18 protein-coding genes and 1 tRNA gene are annotated in these 21,603 nt (G+C 60.6%); 11 read left to right on the forward strand and 8 right to left on the reverse strand.

The window, feature by feature from the left end:
• The first annotated feature begins 92 nt into the window (after positions 1 to 92).
• The 4 genes from JMF94_RS04760 to JMF94_RS04775 all read left to right on the forward strand — a co-directional run bounded on the left by JMF94_RS04760 (position 93) and on the right by JMF94_RS04775 (position 5,298).
• A complete protein-coding gene (locus JMF94_RS04760; RefSeq protein ID WP_240824009.1) occupies positions 93 to 1,088 on the forward strand; it encodes an efflux RND transporter periplasmic adaptor subunit in 996 nt (331 codons plus the stop codon).
• A complete protein-coding gene (locus JMF94_RS04765) occupies positions 1,085 to 2,947 on the forward strand; it encodes an ATP-binding cassette domain-containing protein (RefSeq protein WP_240824011.1) in 1,863 nt (620 codons plus the stop codon). The genes JMF94_RS04760 and JMF94_RS04765 overlap by 4 nt, the downstream gene beginning before the upstream one ends.
• Before the next feature lie 63 nt (positions 2,948 to 3,010).
• Positions 3,011 to 4,138 (forward strand): ABC transporter permease, encoded by a 1,128-nt coding sequence (locus tag JMF94_RS04770; protein ID WP_240824013.1) that lies wholly within the window; start codon positions 3,011 to 3,013, stop codon positions 4,136 to 4,138.
• Positions 4,138 to 5,298 carry an ABC transporter permease gene (locus JMF94_RS04775; RefSeq protein WP_240824014.1) on the forward strand — a complete coding sequence of 387 codons (1,161 nt, stop codon included), beginning with the start codon at positions 4,138 to 4,140 and terminating at the stop codon, positions 5,296 to 5,298. The genes JMF94_RS04770 and JMF94_RS04775 overlap by 1 nt, the downstream gene beginning before the upstream one ends.
• 97 nt (positions 5,299 to 5,395) lie before the next feature.
• Here the strand turns inward: JMF94_RS04775 and JMF94_RS04780 are convergent, their stop codons facing one another.
• Positions 5,396 to 6,139 (reverse strand): potassium channel family protein, encoded by a 744-nt coding sequence (locus JMF94_RS04780; protein WP_240824015.1) that lies wholly within the window; start codon positions 6,137 to 6,139, stop codon positions 5,396 to 5,398.
• Positions 6,140 to 6,306: 167 nt separating this feature from the next.
• Between JMF94_RS04780 and JMF94_RS04785 the strand changes: the two genes are divergently transcribed.
• A complete protein-coding gene (locus JMF94_RS04785) occupies positions 6,307 to 6,798 on the forward strand; it encodes a hypothetical protein (RefSeq protein ID WP_240824016.1) in 492 nt (163 codons plus the stop codon).
• A gap of 118 nt (positions 6,799 to 6,916) precedes the next feature.
• On the opposite strand, the gene JMF94_RS04790 is transcribed toward JMF94_RS04785, so the two are convergent.
• From JMF94_RS04790 to JMF94_RS04805, 4 genes are all read right to left on the reverse strand, one after another.
• Positions 6,917 to 6,992 (reverse strand) — tRNA-Thr (locus JMF94_RS04790).
• A 111-nt stretch (positions 6,993 to 7,103) separates the two neighbouring features.
• A complete protein-coding gene (gene yjgA / locus JMF94_RS04795) occupies positions 7,104 to 7,697 on the reverse strand; it encodes a ribosome biogenesis factor YjgA (RefSeq protein ID WP_240824018.1) in 594 nt (197 codons plus the stop codon).
• Between the two features lie 10 nt (positions 7,698 to 7,707).
• Positions 7,708 to 8,601, reverse strand: coding sequence for a UbiA-like polyprenyltransferase (locus JMF94_RS04800; RefSeq protein WP_240824020.1), 894 nt, complete (start codon positions 8,599 to 8,601; stop codon positions 7,708 to 7,710).
• Positions 8,602 to 8,610: 9 nt separating this feature from the next.
• A complete protein-coding gene (locus JMF94_RS04805; RefSeq protein WP_240824022.1) occupies positions 8,611 to 9,444 on the reverse strand; it encodes a MogA/MoaB family molybdenum cofactor biosynthesis protein in 834 nt (277 codons plus the stop codon).
• Between the two features lie 213 nt (positions 9,445 to 9,657).
• Between JMF94_RS04805 and queF the strand changes: the two genes are divergently transcribed.
• The 6 genes from queF to JMF94_RS04835 all read left to right on the forward strand — a co-directional run bounded on the left by queF (position 9,658) and on the right by JMF94_RS04835 (position 17,241).
• A complete protein-coding gene (queF, locus tag JMF94_RS04810; RefSeq protein WP_192113672.1) occupies positions 9,658 to 10,161 on the forward strand; it encodes a preQ(1) synthase in 504 nt (167 codons plus the stop codon).
• Positions 10,162 to 10,332: 171 nt separating this feature from the next.
• Complete coding sequence (murJ, locus tag JMF94_RS04815) at positions 10,333 to 12,096, forward strand: murein biosynthesis integral membrane protein MurJ (RefSeq protein ID WP_240824024.1); 1,764 nt, start codon at positions 10,333 to 10,335, stop codon at positions 12,094 to 12,096.
• A 12-nt stretch (positions 12,097 to 12,108) separates the two neighbouring features.
• A complete protein-coding gene (locus JMF94_RS04820) occupies positions 12,109 to 13,248 on the forward strand; it encodes a hypothetical protein (RefSeq protein ID WP_240824025.1) in 1,140 nt (379 codons plus the stop codon).
• A 9-nt stretch (positions 13,249 to 13,257) separates the two neighbouring features.
• Positions 13,258 to 14,643, forward strand: coding sequence for a signal recognition particle-docking protein FtsY (gene ftsY / locus JMF94_RS04825; RefSeq protein WP_240824027.1), 1,386 nt, complete (start codon positions 13,258 to 13,260; stop codon positions 14,641 to 14,643).
• 57 nt (positions 14,644 to 14,700) lie between these two features.
• Complete coding sequence (locus tag JMF94_RS04830) at positions 14,701 to 15,825, forward strand: glycerol dehydrogenase (RefSeq protein WP_215647171.1); 1,125 nt, start codon at positions 14,701 to 14,703, stop codon at positions 15,823 to 15,825.
• Positions 15,826 to 16,173: 348 nt separating this feature from the next.
• Positions 16,174 to 17,241, forward strand: a complete 1,068-nt coding sequence (locus JMF94_RS04835) for a hypothetical protein (protein WP_240824028.1) — start codon at positions 16,174 to 16,176, stop codon at positions 17,239 to 17,241.
• Between the two features lie 176 nt (positions 17,242 to 17,417).
• Here the strand turns inward: JMF94_RS04835 and clpB are convergent, their stop codons facing one another.
• The 3 genes from clpB to JMF94_RS04850 form a co-directional block, all read right to left on the reverse strand.
• Positions 17,418 to 20,021, reverse strand: a complete 2,604-nt coding sequence (gene clpB / locus JMF94_RS04840) for an ATP-dependent chaperone ClpB (RefSeq protein WP_240824029.1) — start codon at positions 20,019 to 20,021, stop codon at positions 17,418 to 17,420.
• Between the two features lie 81 nt (positions 20,022 to 20,102).
• Positions 20,103 to 20,420, reverse strand: coding sequence for a chaperone modulator CbpM (locus JMF94_RS04845; protein WP_192113666.1), 318 nt, complete (start codon positions 20,418 to 20,420; stop codon positions 20,103 to 20,105).
• A 115-nt stretch (positions 20,421 to 20,535) separates the two neighbouring features.
• Entirely contained in the window at positions 20,536 to 21,516 is a 981-nt protein-coding gene (locus JMF94_RS04850) for a DnaJ C-terminal domain-containing protein (RefSeq protein WP_240824030.1), read from the reverse strand.
• Positions 21,517 to 21,603 lie beyond the last annotated feature (87 nt).

Genomic DNA, 21,603 nt, shown 5'->3' on the forward strand with positions numbered 1-21,603 from the left:
CTGGCTATTCTGGCAGACAGCGGGGCGCACGGCCCCGGCATAAAACTGTCTGGCGCGGCAAACGCTTGCGGCGATTGCGCGTAGGGAGGAATATGGCTGTCCCCCGTAAGGTTTTTGGCCTTGGCGCGGCTTTGGCTGTGCTGCTGGCTGTTTTTTTGTTGTGGCAGTGGCTGCGGCACGATGGTGACCAGCTTGTGCTGTACGGCAATGTGGACATACGGCAGGTTGACCTGAGCTTTCGCGTTAACGGGCGCATTGCAAGTGTGCTTGTTGACGAGGGCGATGCAGTTGCCCCAGGCCAGACGCTGGCCCGCATTGACGATGATCTGCTGACCCAGCAGCGCGATCAGGCAGCCGCAGAACTTGAACGGCAGCAGGCCTCCCTGTTGCGACTTGAGCGCGGTTACCGAGTGGAAGAAATCGCTCAGGCCCGCGCGGCGGTGAGCGGCTCTGCCGCTCTGGCGGAAAACGCGCAGATCAACCTGAACCGCGTTGCGGCCATGCGCGTTTCCAACGCTATTTCGCAAAAAGATCTGGACAACGCCCGCGCTCAGTACAGCGAGGCCAGCGCCAAGCTGCGTTCCAATCAGGATCAGCTCGACATGCTGCTCTCCGGCTACCGGGAAGAGGAAGTGCTGGCGCAAAAAGCGGCAGTGGCCGCTGCCGCCGCAGCCCTCAATCATGCGGAAATCCAGCTGCGCGATGCCGTGCTTGCCGCGCCGCAAAAAGGCATTGTGCTCACCCGCGCCCGCGAGGCAGGGGCCATAGTGCAGGCCGGGCAGACCGTGTATACCCTCACCCTTACCGACCCCCTGTGGCTGCGGGCTTATGTGGACGAACCCAATCTGGGGCGCGTCAAGCCCGGCATGCCTGTGAAGATTCTGGTGGACGCCGCGCCGGGCAAGAGCTTTTCCGGCACGGTGGGCTTTATTTCGCCCACGGCGGAATTTACCCCCAAGACCGTTGAAACGCGCGAAGTGCGCACTGCACTGGTCTACCGATTGCGCGTGCAGGCGCAGGATCCGGAAAACGTCATGCGGCAGGGCATGCCCGTGACCATAATTTTGCAGGATACACCCGCGCCATGAGCGACAGCGCCGCCGATCAGGCCGTCTGTCTGGAAGGGCTGGTCATGCGCTTCGGCAAGGGGCGCGAGGCCGTCACCGCTCTGGACGGCGTGAACGCGATCATCCCCGCCGGGCGCATCACCGGGCTGGTGGGGCCTGACGCGGCGGGCAAAACCACGCTCATGCGCATCATGGCGGGTCTTATGCCGCCAAGCGAGGGGCGCGCAAACCTCTTTGGGCAAAGCCCGGCAGAGCTCATGCGCAGCCAGCCCAACAGCATAGGCTACATGCCGCAACGCTTTGGCCTGTACGAGGATATTTCCGTCATGGCCAACATGCGCCTGCATGCCAGCCTGCGCGGGCTTGAAGGGACGGAACGCGACCGCGTGTTTGAAAAGCTGCTGGGGTTCACCAGTCTTGCCCCTTTTACCGAGCGTCTTGCAGGCAGACTGTCTGGCGGCATGAAGCAGAAGCTGGGCATTGCCTGCGCGCTGCTCGGCTCGCCGCGTCTGCTGCTGCTTGACGAACCCGGCGTGGGCGTTGACCCGCAGTCGCGCCGCGAACTCTGGCGTATGGTGCAGGATTTGAGTCAGGACGGTATGACCGTCGTGTGGTCCACCGCATATCTGGATGAAGCCGAGCGCTGCCCCGGCGTGATCATGCTGGACAGTGGCCGTGTGCTGTTTGCCGGGCCGCCGGAGGAACTCACCGCGCGGGCCGAAGGGCGGGTTTTTCTGCTGCGGGCCGATGCAGGGACGCATAAAAAGGAACTGGCCCTCTGGACCATGCGACCCGGCATTGAGGACGCCCTCATCCAGGGCAGCCGCATCCGGCTTGTACTGGCGGCAAATGCCCCTGACGATCTGCGGCGCGAGGTGCTGGCCCGTGGCGGCGAGGCCGTTTCCCCACGGCTGGAAGACGCCTACATGAGCGCCGTGGGCGGCATCAACCAGAGTCCTTCGCCCTACGGCAAGCTGCACGTGGCCCACAACGGAGGCGGTCACTCTGGCCCTCAGGGCAGCAACGGTGGCAGCAGTGTTCTGGCGCATGAGGGCGCGGCAGGATCGCCTCCTGCGGCTGCCACTTCGCCAGACGTAGTTTTGTCCGCTGCTCCCGCTGATTCCGGCCCGACCTTTTCCATCTCGGCCCGCAACCTTACCAAACGGTTTGGCGCATTTGTGGCGGCGCGCGATATTTCTTTTGATGTGCGGCCCGGCGAGATTTTTGGCCTGCTCGGGCCCAATGGGGCGGGCAAGTCCACCACCTTCCGCATGCTCTGCGGGCTTTCGCGTCCCACATCCGGCAGTTGCGCCGTAGACGGGGTAGACCTGCTGAGCGCGGGCAGCGAGGCCCGCTCGCGTCTGGGCTACATGGCGCAGAAGTTTTCGCTGTACCCGGATATTCCCGTGCGCGAAAACATCACCATTTTTGCCGAGCTGTACGGTCTTTCCAGGGAGCGGCGCAACGCCCTTTTGCCCGAACTGGCCGAGGCACTGGAATTGCAGCCCTATCTGCGCAGCCGTACAGGCTCATTGCCGCTGGGGCAAAAGCAGCGGCTGGCCCTGCTGTGCGCCACCCTGCACGAACCGCCCGTGCTGTTTCTTGACGAGCCGACCTCGGGCGTGGACGCGCGCACCCGTAGGGATTTCTGGAAGCACATTTCCGCCATGACCACAGCCGGGGCCGCCGTGCTTGTGACGACCCACTTCATGGAAGAAGCCGAGTACTGCGACCGCATCGCGCTGATCTATCGCGGAGCCATGATCAGCATGGGAACGCCGGACGAACTCAAGGCATCCTGCACCGAGGTGGAAGACCCCACGCTGGAAGAAGCCTTTATCGCCAGCATTGAAAAATACGACAGGGAGCATCCGCAGTAGCCGCCTTGCGCGATTTTTTTGCAAACCGCTGCTGCCGGGAGATACAACCAAGAATCAGGCCCTATGCTACGCAACATCTGGTTACGACAGTTATTTGCCCTTGTGGGCAAGGAATTTCAGCAGATCGTGCGCGATCCCTCGTCCTATCTGGTGGCCGGGGTTTTGCCGTTCATTTTTCTGCTGCTCTTTGGCTACGGCATCACGCTGGATGCGGGCGTGCTGCGGCTGGGCGTGCTGAATCAGAGCGGCGGGCGGCATTCGCTGAGCCTGGCGGCGGATTTTGCCCATTCCCCGTGGTTTGCCACGCGGCCAGTGGGCACCATGGCCGATGCAGGGCGCATGATGCGCGATTCTGTGGTGCAGGGCATTCTGGTGATCCAGCAGGATTTTGACGAACAGCTTGAGCGGGGCAGCGCCGGGGCCGTACAGGTGCTTGTGGACGGGTCAGAACCCAATACCGCCCAGTATATCCAGAATTACAGCCAGGGGCTGATTATGTCCTGGCAGCGCACCGCCTTACCGGATGGCGTTGCAGCAGCGCTGCCCATCAATATTCAGCCGCGCTTCTGGTACAACCCTGCGGCCAAGAGCGTGCAGTTTCTTGTGCCTGGGGCCATCACTGTAATTATGACCCTGATCGGCACACTGCTGACCTCGCTGGTATTTGCGCGCGAGTGGGAGCGCGGCACCATGGAGGCCATGTTCGCCACGCCTGTGAGCCGCATGCAACTGCTGCTGGGCAAGCTGATTCCATATTTCTGCATGGGCATGTTCAGCATGGCCCTGTGCGCGGTGGCGGCGGTGACGCTCTTTGCCGTGCCCTTTCGCGGTTCCCTGTGGGTGCTTGTGTTATTGTCGTCCGTATTCATGCTGAGCGCGCTGGGTCAGGGGCTGCTGATTTCCGTAACCCTGCGCGGGCAACTGGTGGCGGCTGAGGCGGGGCTTTTCTCCGGCTTTTTGCCCGCACTGCTGCTCTCTGGTTTTGTGTTTGACATCAACAGCATGCCGCCCGTGCTTCAGGCCCTGACGCGGCTTTTGCCCGCCAGCTACTTCAATACCTGTTTGCGTACCATCTTTCTGACCGGGGACGTGTGGGGCGTGTTTGGCCCCAGCCTTCTGTTCATGGGGCTGCTGGCCTCGGTCTTGCTGGGGCTGGTGTACCGCAACCTTGTCAAAAGGCTGGACGCGTGATGGCAAGAATAACGCTGCCCCGTCTGAACCTGCGGCGCATGGCGACCATTGTGCGCAAGGAACTGCTGGTGCTGCTGTGCAACAAGGTTTCGCGCATGCTTATTATCGTGCCGCCGCTCATGCAGATTGTGGTGTTTGGCTGGGCGGCCACCATGGAAGTGCGCAATGTGGACGTGGCCGTGCTCAACCAGGACAGCGGCAACTGGAGCCGCGAGATCGTGCGCAGGCTACAGGGGTCGCACACCTTCCGCAGCGTGACATTTCTGGATGGCGAGGCGGATGTTCGCCCGACCATCGAGCGGCAAAAGGCCCTGTTTGTCATGGTGTTTGATGATGAATTTTCCCGCAGGGTCGATGCGGGTACGCCAGCGCAGATGCAGGTGATACTCGATGGCAGGCGCTCCAACGCGGCGCAGATTGCCTCCTACTATCTTGAAACCATTGTGCGCGGTATAGGGGAATCCACGCCACGGGGGCAAATGGCGCTCGGCGCTGCAACTGGCGCGGCAGGCGGCGCGCCCAAGCTGGATGTGCGCGTTCGCTGCTGGTTCAACCCCAATCTGGAATTTCAGTGGTTCTTTTTACCCAACCTTATAGGCATGCTGGGCTTTATGCTGGGGCTGGTGGTGACGGGCCTTTCCGTAGCGCGGGAGCGCGAGGTGGGCACCTTTGACCAGTTGCTGGTTTCCCCGGCCACGCCTACGGAGATCGCCCTTGCCAAGCTGGTGCCGGGTTGTGTGGTGGGGCTGGTGCACGGCACCATTTTTCTGCTCATCTCCGTATTCGGTTTCGGGGTGCCGTTTAGCGGTTCGCTGGTGTTGCTCTACGTAGCCATGCTGGTTTTTGCCATGGCTTCGGGCGGGGTGGGGCTGATGGTGTCGTCGCTTTCGGCAACGCAGCAGCAGGCCTTTCTGGGGGCCTTTACCGTAGGGGTGCCGTGCATTCTTATTTCCGGCGCAGTCACGCCCGTCATCAACATGCCGCCATTTTTGCAATACGCCAGCCAGCTGAACCCCATGCGGCATTTTACCACCATTGTTCAGGGAGTGTTTCTGAAAGATATCACTGTGGCGGCGGCAGCGGTGAGCCTTGGCAAGATTGCCTGCATCAGCGCGGTGGCTGTGAGCGTTGCCGTGTGGATGTTCAAGCGCAAGGCTTGAGCGGGTGGTCTAAGTGCCCCTCATAAGGCGTGCATAAATCAGGCTGGCCGTGTGCTGCTAACCTCTGGCGTGAAGCTGGTGCAGAATCAGGATTGGGTCAGGCTTCCGGCGGTTTCTTGGCGGAAGATGATTGCGGAGAACGCGCAGGCAGCGGGGCAGGCTTTTTTGTGGGAGCAGCGGTGGTGCGCGGCGTGCGGTGAGCCCTGCCCACGATAAGGGCAATAACAACAATGGAATAGAGGTAGCCGGTAAAACCCACAAGTACAGTGGCGTTTTTGGCAATCCAGGTTTTTGGCGTGATGTCGCCATAGCCGATGGTGAGGATTGTCACGTAGCTGAAATAAAACAGATCGTTAATGGCCTGATCGCCCGGCCCCAGCCCGGAGAACGAACCCGGCTGGTGGAATTCAATGGTCAGAAACACAAAATAGCCGCAATAGCCAATGAGCAGCAAACCGCACACCGCAGCGTAAACAATCTTGGTTGTCACCATTTGCGCGTGGGATATTTGCCGGAAGACTTCAAACATGATGCTGCCGAAAAAACACAGATAGAGCATCAGGGTTTCTTCTTTCAGGCTATCGATAAAGAACAGATCCAGGGCGCGGCCCACAATGAGCAGCGCGCCGAAAAACAGAGCAAGGCGCATAATGCGCGGCCTGAATTCAAAAAGCACAAGGGCCGCAAGCAACTGGATGGGCAGATAGATTGCCTGCGCAATGCCACGATAGATGTTGTCCGGAAACAGGATGTTCAGGATAAACACGCACCACAGCGAGAGCATGAGCAACTCAAAGCGGATTCCATAAAGTCGGGCGCGCATGGCTCGTAGTTTCAGCATACTATCCTCATCTCACGCATACTACAGGTATGAATCTTCCCCGGCAAGAGGGGCGTGCGCCCCTATCGCGCAGATATCCGCCGCCCAGACATCCGCAGCATGGCGTGTGGACAGCCGGGAAGGAGAGCCGTACACTCCGGCATTCTTGGAATGTAATGGAGATTGCCATGCCCCAGAAATTTATCCGGCTTGTTATGCGGGTCTTGCCTCTGCTTGTGCTGACGGTTCTGCTTGCAGCGCAGGCGCAGGCCGCACCCCTGACAACAAAATATTACAGCCTTGATCTGCCTGCGGACTGGGTGGTGGTGAACGGCCCTACCAAGGTGCAGGAAGCCGTGCAGGTGGTGATGGGGCAGAAGGATCACAAAAGTTCTGCGCTCATTATTGTGGGGCCTGCCAACGCTGGCGAGGCCGAGCAAGCCGCCACGGGCAATGCCAAACGCTTGCAGGGCTCAACGCCTGTTCTTCGCAGCAATGGTCAGTGGGAATTTACCTTTGAGCAAAAGGGGGTGAAGGGCTACGGCGTTGTGCGCGAGGATGCGCAGTCCAAACTATTGCTCATGCTTGTGGTCAGCGGCGATGCGCGCATGGCAAATTTTGTGTACAGCATGCGCGGCCCGTATCGGGCCTTGATGCCGCAACCGCCGCAACTTCCCTGATGCGCGATTTTGCGAGTTTGGGCCGTCCGTATGGGCGGCTTTTTTTGTCTGAAATCCCAGGCAGATGAAGATATAAAAAAGGACTTGCGGATTTCTCCGTAAGTCCTTTGATTTTTTGTGGAGCCCTTGAGCAGGATTGAACTGCTGACCTCATCCTTACCAAGGATGCACTCTACCGACTGAGCTACAAGGGCGTAGCAACGAAGAAAGCTTCTATCCTAACCGTAGGTGATCGTCAAGCATTCTTGCGCAATTTTTTTATTTTTATGAAAAAGCACAATGTTAGGAGGCCAAAACCCCCGGGATTACGCTTTCAGCATGCCGTGGATGGCGCGAAAAAGCGCGCGCCGGGCCTGCGGGGAGGTGTTCTCCGCAGCTTCCTTGCGAGCGGCAAGGGTCATGGTCATGAGGTCCTCCTGACTTGGCAGAGCGGCCTTGCCTGCGCCCTCCGGCACTTCTGTGTCCTGCTCCGGCAGTGCCCTTGCGGTCAGCAGGGTTTCCACCAGGCCCGCAAGTTCGCCCTGGTCAGCGCTCAGCAGGCGGTCGCGCCACTGCTCTGCCTGATGAAGGGCTGCGGTGGCTGCCGCTGAAACCTCGCGTCGGGCATCCAGCATGGCGCGGATGGGCGCGGGGTCGATCTCGCGCATGACGCGGCCAATAAACTGCATCTGGCGGCGGCGGCCTTCGTGGTCGCCTATGCGGGCGTATAGTTGCAGCGCTTCCCTGAGGTCTGCGGGCAGGTCAAGGTTTTTGACTTCCTGCGGGCCAAGGCGCGTCAGTTCTTCGCCCATGTTTTGCAGGGCAAGGCTCTGGCGTTTTTTTTCAGAGCGGCTGGGCGGCAAGTCAAAGCCTTCCGACTCATCGCTGGATTTCCATTGGTACTGTTTTTTGCGCGGCATTGCCTCTCCGTCAGATATAGATGCCCAGCAACACGCCAGCCAGCACGACCGGCGAAATGATGCCATTGATGGTAAAAAAGGCTGTGTTCACATGGCGCAGATCCTGCGGCTTCATGAGTCTGTGCTCCACAAGCAGCATAACGCTGATGCCGAACCACACCACGTACCATGGCCAGGAAAGCCCGGCGGCAAAACCCGCCAGCAACAGAAAGATGGACGTCATGGCATGCGAGAACGCGGCCAGCGTCAGGGCAGTGTCCGGCCCAAAAGAAGCAGGCACGGAATGCAGCTCAAAGGCCACGTCAAAATCCATGTCCTGAAACGCATAATAGATGTCAAACGCAGCTACCCAGAATGTGACAGCCCAGAACAGCAGCACAGGCGCAAGGCCAAGGCTCGCGGGATTGACCGAGAGCCAGCCAGCAAGCGGGGCAAGACCCAGGGTCGCGCCCAGCCAGAAGTGGCACAGGGCCGTAAAGCGCTTGAGCATGCTGTAGATGGCCGCAAACAGCAACGCAGGCACGGAAAGCCACAGGCAGACAGTGTTCAGCGCCGCGCAGGAGGCAATAAAGATAACTGCCATGAGCGCGCAGAAGGCCCATGTCTGCCCCTTGCTGATAACGCCCGTGACCAGGGGGCGGCCCTGTGTGCGCGGGTTGTCGCGGTCAAAGGGCAGATCGGCCAGCCGGTTGAAGGCCATGGCGAATGAGCGCGCCGCGATCATGCCGATGGTCAGAAAAATCAGGCTGCGCGCAGAGGGCAAGCCGCGTGCTGCCAATACCGCTCCTGCCCAGGCGTAGGGCAGCGCAAAAATGGAATGCTCAATCTTGATCATCCGGCAAATGTCGCCAAACTGGCCAAAAGGCGTGGAAAGCCTCATGCCGGAATGCGGAAAAAAGCCCATGTGTTCTCCTTAACCGCCGCAATCGGCGGGGTCGCCCTGCAATTTGGCAAGGGCGTGGGGCAGGGCGGGCAGTACGGCGGCAAGGTTTTCCACAACGGCCTTGCGGCTGCCCGGCAGGTTGATGATGATGCTTTGCCCCAGCGCGCCCGCAGCCGCGCGCGAAATAACCGCGTGGGGCGTTTTGGCAAGGCTGGCGGCCAGCATGGCCTGAGTAAAGCCCGGCAAGGGCGTATCGAGCAGGGCGGCAGTGGTTTGCGGCGTAATATCACGCGCCGAAAGCCCGGTGCCGCCGGTGGTGCATATAAGGTCAAAACCCTGGCTCAGGGCAAGCTCCGTCAGCAGGGCGCGCAGTTGCGCGGCTTCATCCGGCAGCAAAAATCCCTGGCTGTGACTCAGCGGCATGGCGGAGCCGACCATTTCGGCAATGGCGGGGCCGCTCAAATCCAGCCGCTGGCCCCGCGCGCCTTTGTCCGACAGGGTTATCCAGGCAAGGCTGTAGCCGGTTTTTCTGGCGGTTACTTCCAGCGGGCCTTCGGGCAGATCCGTCAGGGCAGTCAACAGCAGGCATTGCACCGCGTGGCTTGCCTGCCACGGCTCTTCTCCGTTGCCGCCCGGGTTTGCCACGTTTGGCGGCAGGGGCATCCAGGCGCGCCCCGTAACCTTGAGCAGGGCTGTGCCGCAGGCCCCGCAAAAGCATGTGCCCACCCGGAGGTGGGGCATTGCCCACGGCTCGGGCGTCATGAGGCCGTGACTGCGGCAAAAATCGGTATCCGTGGCGGCAACAGGCAGCAGGGGCAGACATTGGCCCCGCTTGCAGGCGTGTACGTGCAGCAGGATGTTCATACGTTGCTCCGGGGAACTGGCCGATGGATGGTATCGGATTGGAGTGGGCAATAGATTATTGTAGCCGCAAGCGCAATGGGTTACAAGTCCGATACGCGCCTGCGCTTGCGCAGCCAGTGAGGCCTTTCGTCTGCGCATGCCGCGTCCGCCGCTCAGGCGGCCCCCCAACGCTGCACGGCAGCGTCATTTCCGTGTATTTTAAGGAGTATCCCCATGAGTACCCGCAGCCAGGATCAGACCCAGGACCTGAAGGTTCTAGGCACAGGCCGCCTTCAGTCCCCGGAGGGCGGCCCCAGCGTAGCCCTGCTGGAGGCCTTTCCCAACTGCTTTCCCCAGCGCCCGTATGTGATCAGCATCAGCTTTCCCGAATTTACCTCGCTCTGCCCCGTGACCGGCCAGCCCGACTGCGGCACCATCACGGTGGAGTACATTCCCGATGAGCTGTGCGTGGAATCCAAGAGCTTCAAGCTCTATATGTTCGCCTTCCGCAATCACCAGTCGTTTATGGAAACCATCACCAACAATGTGCTGGAAGACCTGCGCACTCTGCTCAATCCCTGCTGGTGCCGGGTCAAGGGCCTGTTTGCGCCGCGCGGCGGCACGCGCATCCACGTGTTTGCCGAAACTTTCAAGGACACCATGCCCGAAGAGCAGAACCGCCTTGTGCGCGAAGCTGTGGCTGCGTGGAAGTCTGAACCCGATCCGCACCGCCCGTAGTTGCGGCTTGTTTGCTCCCGGCGGCTTTGTTTTGTTAGCAAGGCAAAGTCGCCGGGAGTGGAAAATTTTTGGTGCAGGCAGTTTGCTGTTCACGTGTTTTGACCGGCGCGCCCCAGAACTGCCCAGCGGCGCGCTGCCCTGATTTTTTTTGCATGGCTGAAACGAGGAATAATGATCGCTTCTGAAAGCGGCTGCGCACATAGCAACGGTGGTAAATCCTCCTCATCTTGCGCTTCCGGCCCTGCCGAGCACGGCCCCGGGCATTCTGGCGGCATTGCACGCACGGCGGCCCTTTTGGGCGGCTTTGCCCTTGTTTCACGAGTGCTTGGCCTTTTGCGCGATATGAGCATGGCCTGGCTTGTGGGCGGCGGCGCTGCCGCTGATGCGCTGGTGGCTGCCATGCGGCTGCCCCATGTGCTGCGCCGCATGCTGGGCGAAGGCTCGCTTTCCATGACCCTGACGGCAAGCCTTGTGCATCTGGAGCGCAGGGGCGCATCGCTCGACAATGCATTGGAGGGGGAGCGCAGCCGCAGCATGCGCCTGCTGGCCCGCGCTCTGGCCGTGAGGCTTGGCCTTGTGCTGACCCTGCTCACAGTGTTTGGGCTGGTGGCCACCCCATGGCTTACTGATATTCTGGCTCCCGGTTTTTATGGGCCGGAACGGCAGGAGGCCATATACCTGCTGCGTATCTGCCTGCCCTATGCGCTGGCAGCGGGCATGGCGGCTCTGGGCATGGCCCTTTTGCACAGCCTTGGCGTGTTCTGGTTGCCCGCTGTTTCTCCTGCCCTGTTCAATATTGTTATTCTGTGTTTTGCAGGGGCGGCTGCTCTGGGCCTGTTGCCTGCGGCCCCGGCTCTGGCCGTAGGCATGCTTTGCGGCGGTGTCGCACAGTGGCTGGCGCAGTGGCTGGCCGTGCGGCGTTTGTTGCCGCTGCATAATGCCGGGCCTGCCCAAGGGCCGGATACCGCGCAGGGTAGCGAGAGCAGGGATGCATTCACGCTGCGCAGGCGTGCGGCATCTCTCGCCTGGAACTGCATTGGCCGTCTGCCTGCGGGCCTGCTTGGGGCCTCCGCACCGCAGCTTGCCATGCTGGCCGCCATGTCTCTGGCATCCAGCCTTGGCCGGGGGCAGGTGGCTGCTCTCTACTATGCCGAACGGCTGCTTGAACTGCCCCTTGGACTGGTGGGCGTGTGCCTGGGCATGGCAAGTCTGCCCACGTTGAGCCGCCTTGCCGCTGCCAGAGAATTTTCGCTTTTTTCGGATCAGCTACGTACGGCCCTGCGTTTGACGCTACTGCTGAGCCTGCCAGCCGCCACAGGATTGTGGGCCGTGGGGCCGCGTCTGGTGGAAGGTCTGCTGCGGCACGGCGCCTTTGGCGACAATGCGGCATACGAAACAGGCCTTGCCCTGTGGGCCTATTTGCCGGGCCTGCCCGCCTTTGCCGTCAACCGCTCCCTGCTGGCGGCCTGCAACGCGCTGGGCGAGGTGCGGCGCACGGCGGTCAGCGCTGTATGGGCCGTGGTTGCTACGCTTGCGGTCGGGGCCGCACTGGTCCATAGTCTTTCGGTCAGCCTTGGCGTCATGGCTCCAGCACTGGCCGTAAGCCTTGGCTTGTGGCTGCAGTGCGGCTTTTTGTTGTGTATTCTGGGCAGGGCGCTGAAAAGAAGTTCCGCTGGCGCGGCATCCGCCAGCGCATGTCTGCCTTCGGCGGGTGCTGTACTGCGTCAATGTGCCGCTGCTGCGGCCACGGCCCTTGCCGCGTGGCAAATGCTGGAGCTGTTGCACGGGCGCGGCATCTGGCTGGGGCTTGCCCTTGCCATTACTGGCGGCGCAACAGCCTGGGCTGTTTGTCTGTTTGTTTTGCGCGATGCTGATGCCCTTGCGGCTGCCCGCGCACTGGCGCACCGTCTGCATGGCAGACCACACCAACAGTAAGGAGCGCGGAGCGTGGCTCTCGCGGCAAAGCATATGCCCAACATCTCTCACGTTCTGCGCCGCAGGCTTGCCCTGGCTGTATGGGGGGCGGCCTTGCTGCTGTTCCTGCTGCTTGGCGTCTGGAACGTCAATGAGGACAGGCAGGAGGCGGAAAACCGTCTTGGCAGCGAGGCCGGACGTACCGCAGCGCAACTGGCGGCCCTGCTTTCCCTGCCCGCCTGGGAGCTCGACGAACTGACCGCGCGCACCATTGTCATGGCTGCCATGACCGATGAATCCATTTACGCCATCAAGGTGCAGACGCCGCGTGGCATGCTGGAAGGGCAGCGGCGCAACTACCAGTGGGAACCCATCCCCTGGGACGATGAAATTGCGGAAAACAGCGTGCAGGGCATGAATCCGCTCAAGATGGAAGGCCGCCCCGTGGGGTCGGTGGAAGTGTACCTTTCGCCCCGCATTACTGATGAAGATCTGGCCCAGAAGGCCCGCCGGGAAGTGGCGCGTTTTTGCCTTTCCGCCCTGTTTGCAACCCTGGTCTTGCTGGCACTGCTCTGGCACTGGGGCGATCTGGCCCGGCTGAGAGCCTTGCTGCTGGAGCGTACCACGTCGCGCGGCGCTGCGGCGTCTGGCGATCCTGCTGCTGATTCGGTCCCTGCGCCATCGCCGGAACCCGGCCCTGCAGGTATTTTTGAATCTGACTCCTCTTGCGACAGCGCCGCCCGCAGTCATGAGGCGCAGGGCGGGAGCGGCGCGCCCCTGAGCGAAGATATCGCAGCCGGGGCTGTCGTGAGCGCCGAGCTTGGGCGGGCCTTTTTGCTGCGCCGTCCGGAAGCATGGCGCGTTACGGCTGGCATGTTCGGCAGAACGTTTGCCCCTGCCCCTGATCTGCTGCTGCGCCTCTACTCGTTGGAAGACGCGGACAACCTGTGCCGCCTGGGGCGGATTCTTGAAAAAGCAGCGCCCTGCGTGGGCGCGGAGCGGCTGGCCTATGCCGCGCATGCAATGCAGTGGGCCGTGACTGATTCGAACGCCGCTTCTGCGGCTCAGGCCGTGGAAGAATGCGTGCTGGCGCTGCGCGAAGTGCTGGGTGCGCTGGAAGGGCAAACGGCCCGCAAGGAAAGCAAGCCCTCGGTGCAAGAGGGCGGAAGATAAGGAGATCATATGGGTTTTTTCTCTGCCATAAAAAAGATGTTCGGCGGCGCGGAAGATGCGGCCAATGCGGCGCAGGAAGTGCCCGCAGAAATTGACGCAGAAGCTGGCGCAGCCGCATCTGAATCCCTTGCAGAGCCTGCTGCGAAACCAGCGGCAGAATCCGCTGCCCAGCCCTTTGCGGCATCTGCCGCTGATGAGGCTCTTACCCTGCGTCTGCGCGAGGCCGAGCCACGGCTTTCCGTATGGCTTGGCATTGTGCTTGAGGGCGTGGATGAAGCGGGCGACCTGCTGTGGCAGCGTCTGTTCTTCTTGCTGCGCGCCCTTGATGCCCCGGAGGCCGAAGCGCAGAACTTTGTGCGCGATTTTCAGGAATGGCTCGCCCGCATGGATTATCGGCAGGTGGAGGAATTCCGATCTGAATTGCAGTACCGTCTGGCTCTTGCCCTTGATATGGAAGACGAAGAGGACGAGCGCAATCGCCTGTTTCTCAAAATCAGTCAGGGCCTTTCGCGTACCCGCGAGCAGTTTTCCAAGGGGCTGGACGCTCTCTTTGCCGGGCATGGCGAACTGGACGACGCCTTCTGGGAAGAACTGGAAGAACTGTTTATCATGGCCGATCTTGGCTACGAACCCTCCATTGAACTGGTGGAACGCCTGAAAGAGCGCGCCCGCAAGGAAAAGGTGACGGAATCCGCCATGGTGCGTCAGTTGCTCATGGCTGAAGTGGAAGAAATCTTTCGCGCGCCGCGCCGCATTGCAGCCGTTAACCAGCCCGAAGTTGTGCTGATGATCGGCGTCAACGGCGTGGGCAAGACCACCACCATTGCCAAGCTGGCCCACCGCGACCGCATGCAGGGCAAAAAGGTCATGATTGCCGCCGCAGATACCTTCCGCGCTGCCGCCATCGAGCAGTTGCAGGTTTGGGCCGGGCGCGTGGGCGCGCTGTTCCATGCGCGCACCGCTGGTTCCGACCCTGCCGCCGTGGCTTACGAGGCCATGGACCGCGCGCTTCAGGAAGGCGTGGACGTGCTCTATGTGGATACGGCAGGTCGCTTGCAGACAAAGGTCAACCTGATGGAAGAGCTGAGCAAGATCCGTCAGGTGCTGGGCAAAAAGCATGCGGGCGCGCCGCACCGTACCATTCTGGTGATTGACGCCACCACCGGGCAGAACGCCCTTTCGCAAACCAAACTGTTCAAGGAAGCTGCGGGCATTGATGAACTCATCATCACCAAGCTCGACGGCACGGCCAAGGGCGGCGTAGCCATAGCCGTTGCCATGCAGCACCACCTGCCCATCACCTATGTGGGCCTTGGCGAAAAAATGGAAGACCTGCGCCCCTTCAGCGGCGAGGATTATGCCCGCGCCCTGCTGGGCGTGAAGGAAGACGCGTAGGCCCGGTCAGGATTCAAACCTGCAATGCCGGCGTGATTGCCGGAAGCGGAGCATGCCATGAGAAGAGCGTTTATCTGTCCGTCCAAGTATGTGCAGGGCGAGAACGAACTGCTCAACCTTGGGTATTTTGTGCGGCAATACGGCACAAAGGCCTTGCTTGTAGCCACGGAAAGCAGCGTGAACAGGGTGCGCCAGACGCTGGAAGCCACAGCGGCCAAATTTGGCGTGACCTTTGTGGAAACGGAATTTCAGGGCGAATGCTCACGCGTTGAAATCGCCCGCCTTGGCGAGCTGGCGCGTCAGCACTCCTGCCACTGCACCGTGGGGCTTGGCGGAGGCAAAGCGTTGGACACGGCGCGCTGCGTGGCGGCGGGGCAGGGGGTCATTGTGGTGCCCACCACAGCGGCTACGGACGCGCCCACAAGCCATTCTGCGGTGATCTACACGCCAGACGGCGAAATGGAAGACTACGCCTATTTTCCCCGCAATCCCGATGTGGTGCTGATGGACGTTTCCATCATTGCCGCCTCGCCGGTGCGCTATCTGGTGTCGGGCATGGGCGATGCCCTTTCCACCTATTTTGAGGCGCGGGCCAACGTGCGTTCGTGCGCTCCCGTCAACGCGGGCCTGCCCTGCGGCGCGCGTACGGGCGACTGCCCCCCGGCCAGAGGCACCCTTGCAGCGCAAGCCCTTGCCGCCACCTGCTACCGCACCCTGCTGGATGACGGCTACAAGGCTGTGCTTGCCTGTCAGGCCAAGATGGCGACGCCTGCGCTGGAAAACATCATTGAAGCCAACTCACTGCTTTCTGGTCTGGGCTTTGAGAGCGGCGGTCTGGCGGCAGCCCATGCCGTTCACGATGGCCTGACCGCGCTGGAAGAAACCCACACCTACCTGCACGGCGAAAAGGTTGCCTTTGGTACGCTGGTGCAACTGGTGCTGGAAAACGCTCCCACGGAAGAACTGGACGAAGTGCTGGGCTTTTGCACCTCGGTGGGTCTGCCCGTGTGCCTGAGCGACATAGGCATTACGGATATCAGCCCGGAAGCCCTGCGCAAGGTGGCCCGTAAGGCCTGCCTGCCCGAAGAATCCATCCACGCCATGCCCTTTCCCATCACGGAAGAGAGCGTAGCTGCGGCCATTATGGCGGCGGACGCTCTGGGCAACGCATTCAGAAGCTAAAACTATCCTGCGGCGCAAGCCGTCAGGGCTGAAATTGTCAGCAATAGAAAGGGGATTCCTGCACGGGAATCCCCTTTCTGCGTATTTGCAGGGCAACGCTGAGAAGTCTGATCTCCAGTTATTCCCGGTTGGGGCGCATTTTGTCGTTTTGCGGTTTGCGAGTGGGGGTTCCTTCACTGCTTAACAAGATATGAAAACCCCCATTGACTTTCCCCTGCACTGGAAGGTTACGCTGGTCTGAAATAATCATTTGAGCACCTATCTGGTGCTGAGAATACATCTGAAAGGGTTTGTGGGCCGATATGTATTTTGTGGGGATTGTTTACGTTTAACGCCTGGAGTCGTGTGATGAAAAAAATTTGCCTTGCATTGTTTGTCAGTTGCTTTGTCTTTGCATTTACGCTCAGCCAGTCGGCCAACGCCGCTACAGAGCTGAAGCACTGGCCTGCTCCTGTGAAAGAACAGCTCGACAAGGTGATTGAAAAAAATGCCAATCAGGGCAACTTTGCCGTTTTTGACATGGACAACACGAGCTACCGCTATGATCTGGAAGAATCCCTGCTGGCCTACATGGAAATGAAGGGCGCGCTCTCACGCGAAAAGCTGCCCCAGGAACTGCGCCTCATTCCCTTCAAGGATACCAAGGACTTCAAGGAAGGTCTGGTCAGCTACTACTACCGCCTGTGCGAGACCGAAGACCTCATCTGCTATCCCTGGGTTGCGCAGGTTTTTGCTGGTTTTACGCTTAAGGAACTCAAGGGCCATGTGGACGGCCTGATGGAGTACAAAAAGCCCCTCAAGGCCAAGTATTACAGCGGCGATACCGTGAAAGAAGCCAGCATCAATCCGCCCAAGCCTTTCACCGGCATGCAGGAACTGTACGCCAAGCTGATGGAAAACGGCATCAACGTGTACGTTATGACTGCCGCCAGTGAAGAACTGGTGCGCATGGTGGCCAGCGACCCCAAGTACGGCTACAACGTCAAGCCTGAAAACGTCATTGGCGTCACCATGCTGCTCAAGGATCCCGCCAGCGGCGCCCTGACCACCTCGCGCCTCCAGATCGAAAAGGGCCAGTACGACCAGAAAAAGAACCTAGACATGCTGCTCACCACCTACCTCATGAATCCCATGACCTGGTACGAAGGCAAGATGGGCACCATCCTTGGCTACATCGACCAGTGGAAAAAGCCCATCATCGTGGGCGGCGACACGCCCATTTCTGACGGTTACATGCTGCTGAACGGTGTGGACGTGGAAAAAGGCGGCGCGCGCGTGTGGATCAACCGCAAAGACAGCGCCATGAAGAAGATGGAAGGCATGTGGACCAAGGCCGCTGCCCGCCAGAAGGAACTGGGCCAGCCCGTCACCGCCGACAAGAACTGGCTTGTGGTCAAGCCCGAAGAAATTCAGTAGCCGGTGTGCACCCTCGGTTCCGCCTTCTGACGCCGTGATCTGACATTCAGCAGGATATTCCGCCAGATATCCCGCGCAACCTGTCCCACATCCCTACCCCCCAATAAGTGAGGCCCACACGAAATGGTTCGTGTGGGCCTCATGATTTTAGCCTCTATACTGCGACCAGTGGGCGCTTACTCGGCCTTGAAGGTGAGTTTGTCGTCCGTGGCGTCCACCGTGACGCACTGGCCATCGCGGATTTTGCCGCCCACCAGTTCCTTGGCGAGCGGGGTTTCCACAGCCTGCTGCACGTAGCGTTTGAGTGGACGCGCGCCGTACACAGGGTCATACCCTGCATCGCCAATAAACTTGCGGGCCGCATCAGTAAGCTCAAGCCTGATCTTGCGGTCTTCAAGCCGCTTGCGCAGCCGGTTGACCTGAAGATCCACAATGCGGGCGATCTGGTCGCGCCGCAGGGGCAGAAAGACCACGGTTTCGTCCACACGGTTGAGGAACTCGGGGCGAAAGTGCGCCCGCAGATCCTCCATGACCCTTTCCCTCGCGCCTTCCTTCAGCGAGCCGTCGGCGGAGATGCCGTCCAGCAGGTGCATGGAGCCGATGTTGGAGGTCATGATGACTATGCAGTTGCGAAAGTCCACCGTGCGTCCCTGGCTGTCCGTAAGGCGTCCATCGTCCAGCAGTTGCAGCAGGGTGTTGAACACATCGGGGTGCGCCTTTTCAATCTCGTCAAACAGGATGACGGAGTAGGGCTTGCGGCGCACGGCTTCGGTAAGCTGACCGCCTTCGTCATAGCCCACGTATCCTGGAGGCGCGCCGATGAGCCGCGACACGGAGTGCTTCTCCATGTATTCGCTCATGTCGAGCCGCACCATGTTGTCTTCCGTATCAAAGAGCGCCTCGGCCAAAGCCTTGGAAAGCTCGGTCTTGCCAACGCCCGTGGGGCCAAGGAAGATGAACGAGCCTGTGGGCCGCGCCGGATCGGAAAGCCCCGCGCGGGCGCGCAGCACGGCATCGGCCACTGCTGTAACGGCTTCGTCCTGACCCACCACTCGCTCGTGCAGCTGGTCGCCCAGGCGCAGAAGTTTTTCGCGTTCGGATTCAAGCAGGCGCGTTACCGGAATGCCCGTCCACTTGCCCACAATTTCGGCCACATCGTCGGGGCGCACTTCTTCCTTAAGCAGACGCGGGCCTTCGTGTTCAGAACCAGCGCCGGAAGCGGAGGCCAGCTTCTTTTCCAGTTCAAGCAGTTTGGAGTACTTGAGTTCTGCGGCCTTGTTGAGGTCGTAGGCGCGCTCGGCCTGCTCAATGGCAAGTTTGGTCTGCTCGATCTGCTCCTTGATTTCGCGTACATGATCGATGGAGCCTTTTTCGCTCTCCCACTGTTTGCGCATGTTGGCCTGCTGGGCGCGCAGGTCAGCCAGTTCGTTCTCAAGCTTTTCAAGGCGCTCGCGCGAGGCGGCGTCTGTTTCGCGGCGCAGGGCTTCGCGCTCGATTTCGAGCTGCATGACCTTACGGTTCACTTCGTCCAGATCAGCGGGCAACGAGTCGATCTCTGTGCGGATCATGGCTGCGGCCTCGTCAATGAGGTCAATGGCCTTGTCCGGCAACTGGCGGTCGGTGATATAGCGGTGCGAAAGCACCACCGCTTCAACAATTGCCGAGTCGCTGATGCGCACGCCGTGGTGCACCTCGAAGCGTTCCTTCAACCCGCGCAGGATGGAGATGGCGTCTTCCACCGTGGGTTCTTCAACCATGACTGGCTGGAAGCGGCGTTCCAGAGCCGGGTCTTTTTCAATATATTTGCGGTACTCGTCCACCGTGGTCGCGCCGATGCAGTGCAGCTCGCCGCGCGCCAGCATGGGCTTGAGCAGATTGCCCGCATCCATTGCGCCTTCTGTCTTGCCCGCGCCCACGATGGTGTGCAGTTCGTCGATGAACAGAATGATCTGCCCCTCGCTCTTTTCCACCTCGTTGAGCACGGCCTTGAGGCGTTCCTCGAACTCGCCACGGTATTTTGCGCCGGCAATGAGTGCGCCCATATCAAGAGCAAAGAGCTTGCGGCCCTTGAGGCCCTCAGGCACGTCTCCCTTGACGATGCGGAAGGCCAGACCTTCCACGATGGCGGTTTTGCCCACGCCCGCCTCGCCAATGAGCACCGGGTTGTTCTTGGTGCGGCGCGAGAGAATGCGGATAACGCGGCGGATTTCGGAATCGCGGCCAATGACCGGGTCCATCTTGCCCTGCCGGGCTGCCTCCACGAGATCGCGGGCGTACTTGGTCAGCGCTTCAAATGTGTCTTCGGGGGTGGCGCTGGTCACGCGCGCGCCGCCGCGCAGCTCTTCCATGGCTGCCACAAAACGGGCGCGGGCGATCTTGTATTCCTTGAAAACTTCGCCAAGGGGCGAGGAGGGCGCAACATCGGTAAGCGCGGCAAACAGATGGTCAACGCTTACGTATTCGTCCTTCATGCGGTTGGCTTCGTTCTGCGCATCGCCCAGAATTTTTGCCAGCCGTTGGGTAATCATGATCTTGTTGGGGTCCATGCCGCCGCCGGAAACAGAAGGCCGCTTGCGCAGCGCGCCCTCGATGGCAACGCTGAGGGCCTTGGGCTGCACGCCCATCTGTTCCAGAATGCGCGGCACGATGCCGTTTTCCTGCTGCACGAGGGCCAGGGCCAGATGCTCGGCATCCGTCTCCTGATGGCCCATACCTGCGGCAATGCTCTGGGCCTGACCCACAGCCTCGCGGGCTTTATCCGTAAATTTGTTGATGTCCATAAGCTTCCTCCACACGCGCCCGCGCTGCGGCGGGCAAAATTTTGTTATTTCTGGCCGGGAGGCTGCATGCTCTCAAACCGGCTATTCGTCTTCAAAATGCTGCAGGCGTTGCACCCTGCGTTCCAGAGAATCTATGCGCTCCAGAAGATCCACAATAATAGTGCCGCCGAGCACGGGCAGCTCAAAGTCGCAACAGATGCGCTCAAGCTTGCGTACACGGTAGATGTCTACATCGCGAAAAAGGAAATCCTGCGCCGCGCTGGTGCGGGCTTCAATCCAGCCAAGGCCCATCAGTTCCTGAAGCCGCTCCGGCGCTATGCCTGTGGCTTCAATGAATTCCTGCCAGACCATGACCGTTGAAGGCACGGGCAGTGAAGGTTTTTTCGGGGTCATGCTCATTTGTGTCCTCCACCAGTAACCGTATCGGTTGCCGCCTGCGGCGGCGCCGCTGGAATATGCATGCAAACCCTGCGCAGCCGCCGGGGGTGTCCGCTGGCGGCTGCCTGATTGTTCCCTACGCGCGGGCCTTGAATGTTGATATCTCGGCCAGCTTGTTCCACAGATCGCGTTCTTCGTCCGTGATCTGGGCGGGAACCCGAATCATGATCTTTGCCAGCAGGTCGCCCCGCTTGTCGCCAGCGCCCAGGCCCTTGCCGCGCAGGCGGAACTTGCGCCCGGAGCTGGAGCCTGCGGGAATCTGCATTTCTACGCTGCCTTCAAGGGTAGGCACTTCAACCCGCGCGCCCAGAGCTGCTTCCCACGGGGCCAGGGTCAGATCGCATTGCAGGTTGTCTCCGTCCACCTTGAAAACATGGTGGGGCAGATAGCGCACCCGCAAAAAGAGGTCGCCCGGCGTGCCGCCCGGCGCAGGGTCGCCCTGCCCGGCGAGGCGCAGTTTTGCCCCCTCGCGGATGCCGGCGGGCACATTGACCTCAAGGGTCTTTGAACCTGCGGGCATGTTGATGGACACGGAGCGCGGGCCGCCGCGCATCACTTCTTCAAGGCTCAGGGCCAGCTCCGCCTCCACATCGCGGCCACGCCGCTGACGGGACGAAAATCCGCCAAAGGGATCAGGGCCAAAATTGGCCCCGCGCCCGCCAGCTTGCCCGCCGAAGGGGCCGCCGAACTGAGCGCCGCCGCCATACTGGCCACCGCCGCCAAACAGGGTTTCAAAAAAGTCTGAAAAGCCCGAACCGTCAAAATTTTTGCCGTTGAACGTGAAATGCACATTCTCAAAGCCCGGTTCGCCCTGAAACTGCTGGCCGTGTTGCCAGTTGGGGCCAAGCTGGTCGTACAGTTTGCGCTTTTCCGGGTCTTTGAGCACTTCATAGGCTTCGTTGATTTCCTTAAACTTCTCCTCTGCCTGCTTGTCGCCGGGATTGAGGTCGGGGTGGTATTTGCGGGCCAGCTTTTTGTAAGCCTTGGAGACCTCCTCGGCTTTCGCTGCGCGCTCTACTCCCAGAAGTTTGTAATAATCCTTGTACGATACTGCCATGATGCGTGCTCCCCGTCGGGTCGTTTCCTTGACGTGCGTCCAGAATACACCTGTTCACAACGCCTGCCCATAAAAAGTAATATCGGG

The sequence above is a fragment of the Desulfovibrio sp. UIB00 genome (genome assembly GCF_022508225.1).
Classification (GTDB): Bacteria; Desulfobacterota; Desulfovibrionia; order Desulfovibrionales; family Desulfovibrionaceae; genus Desulfovibrio.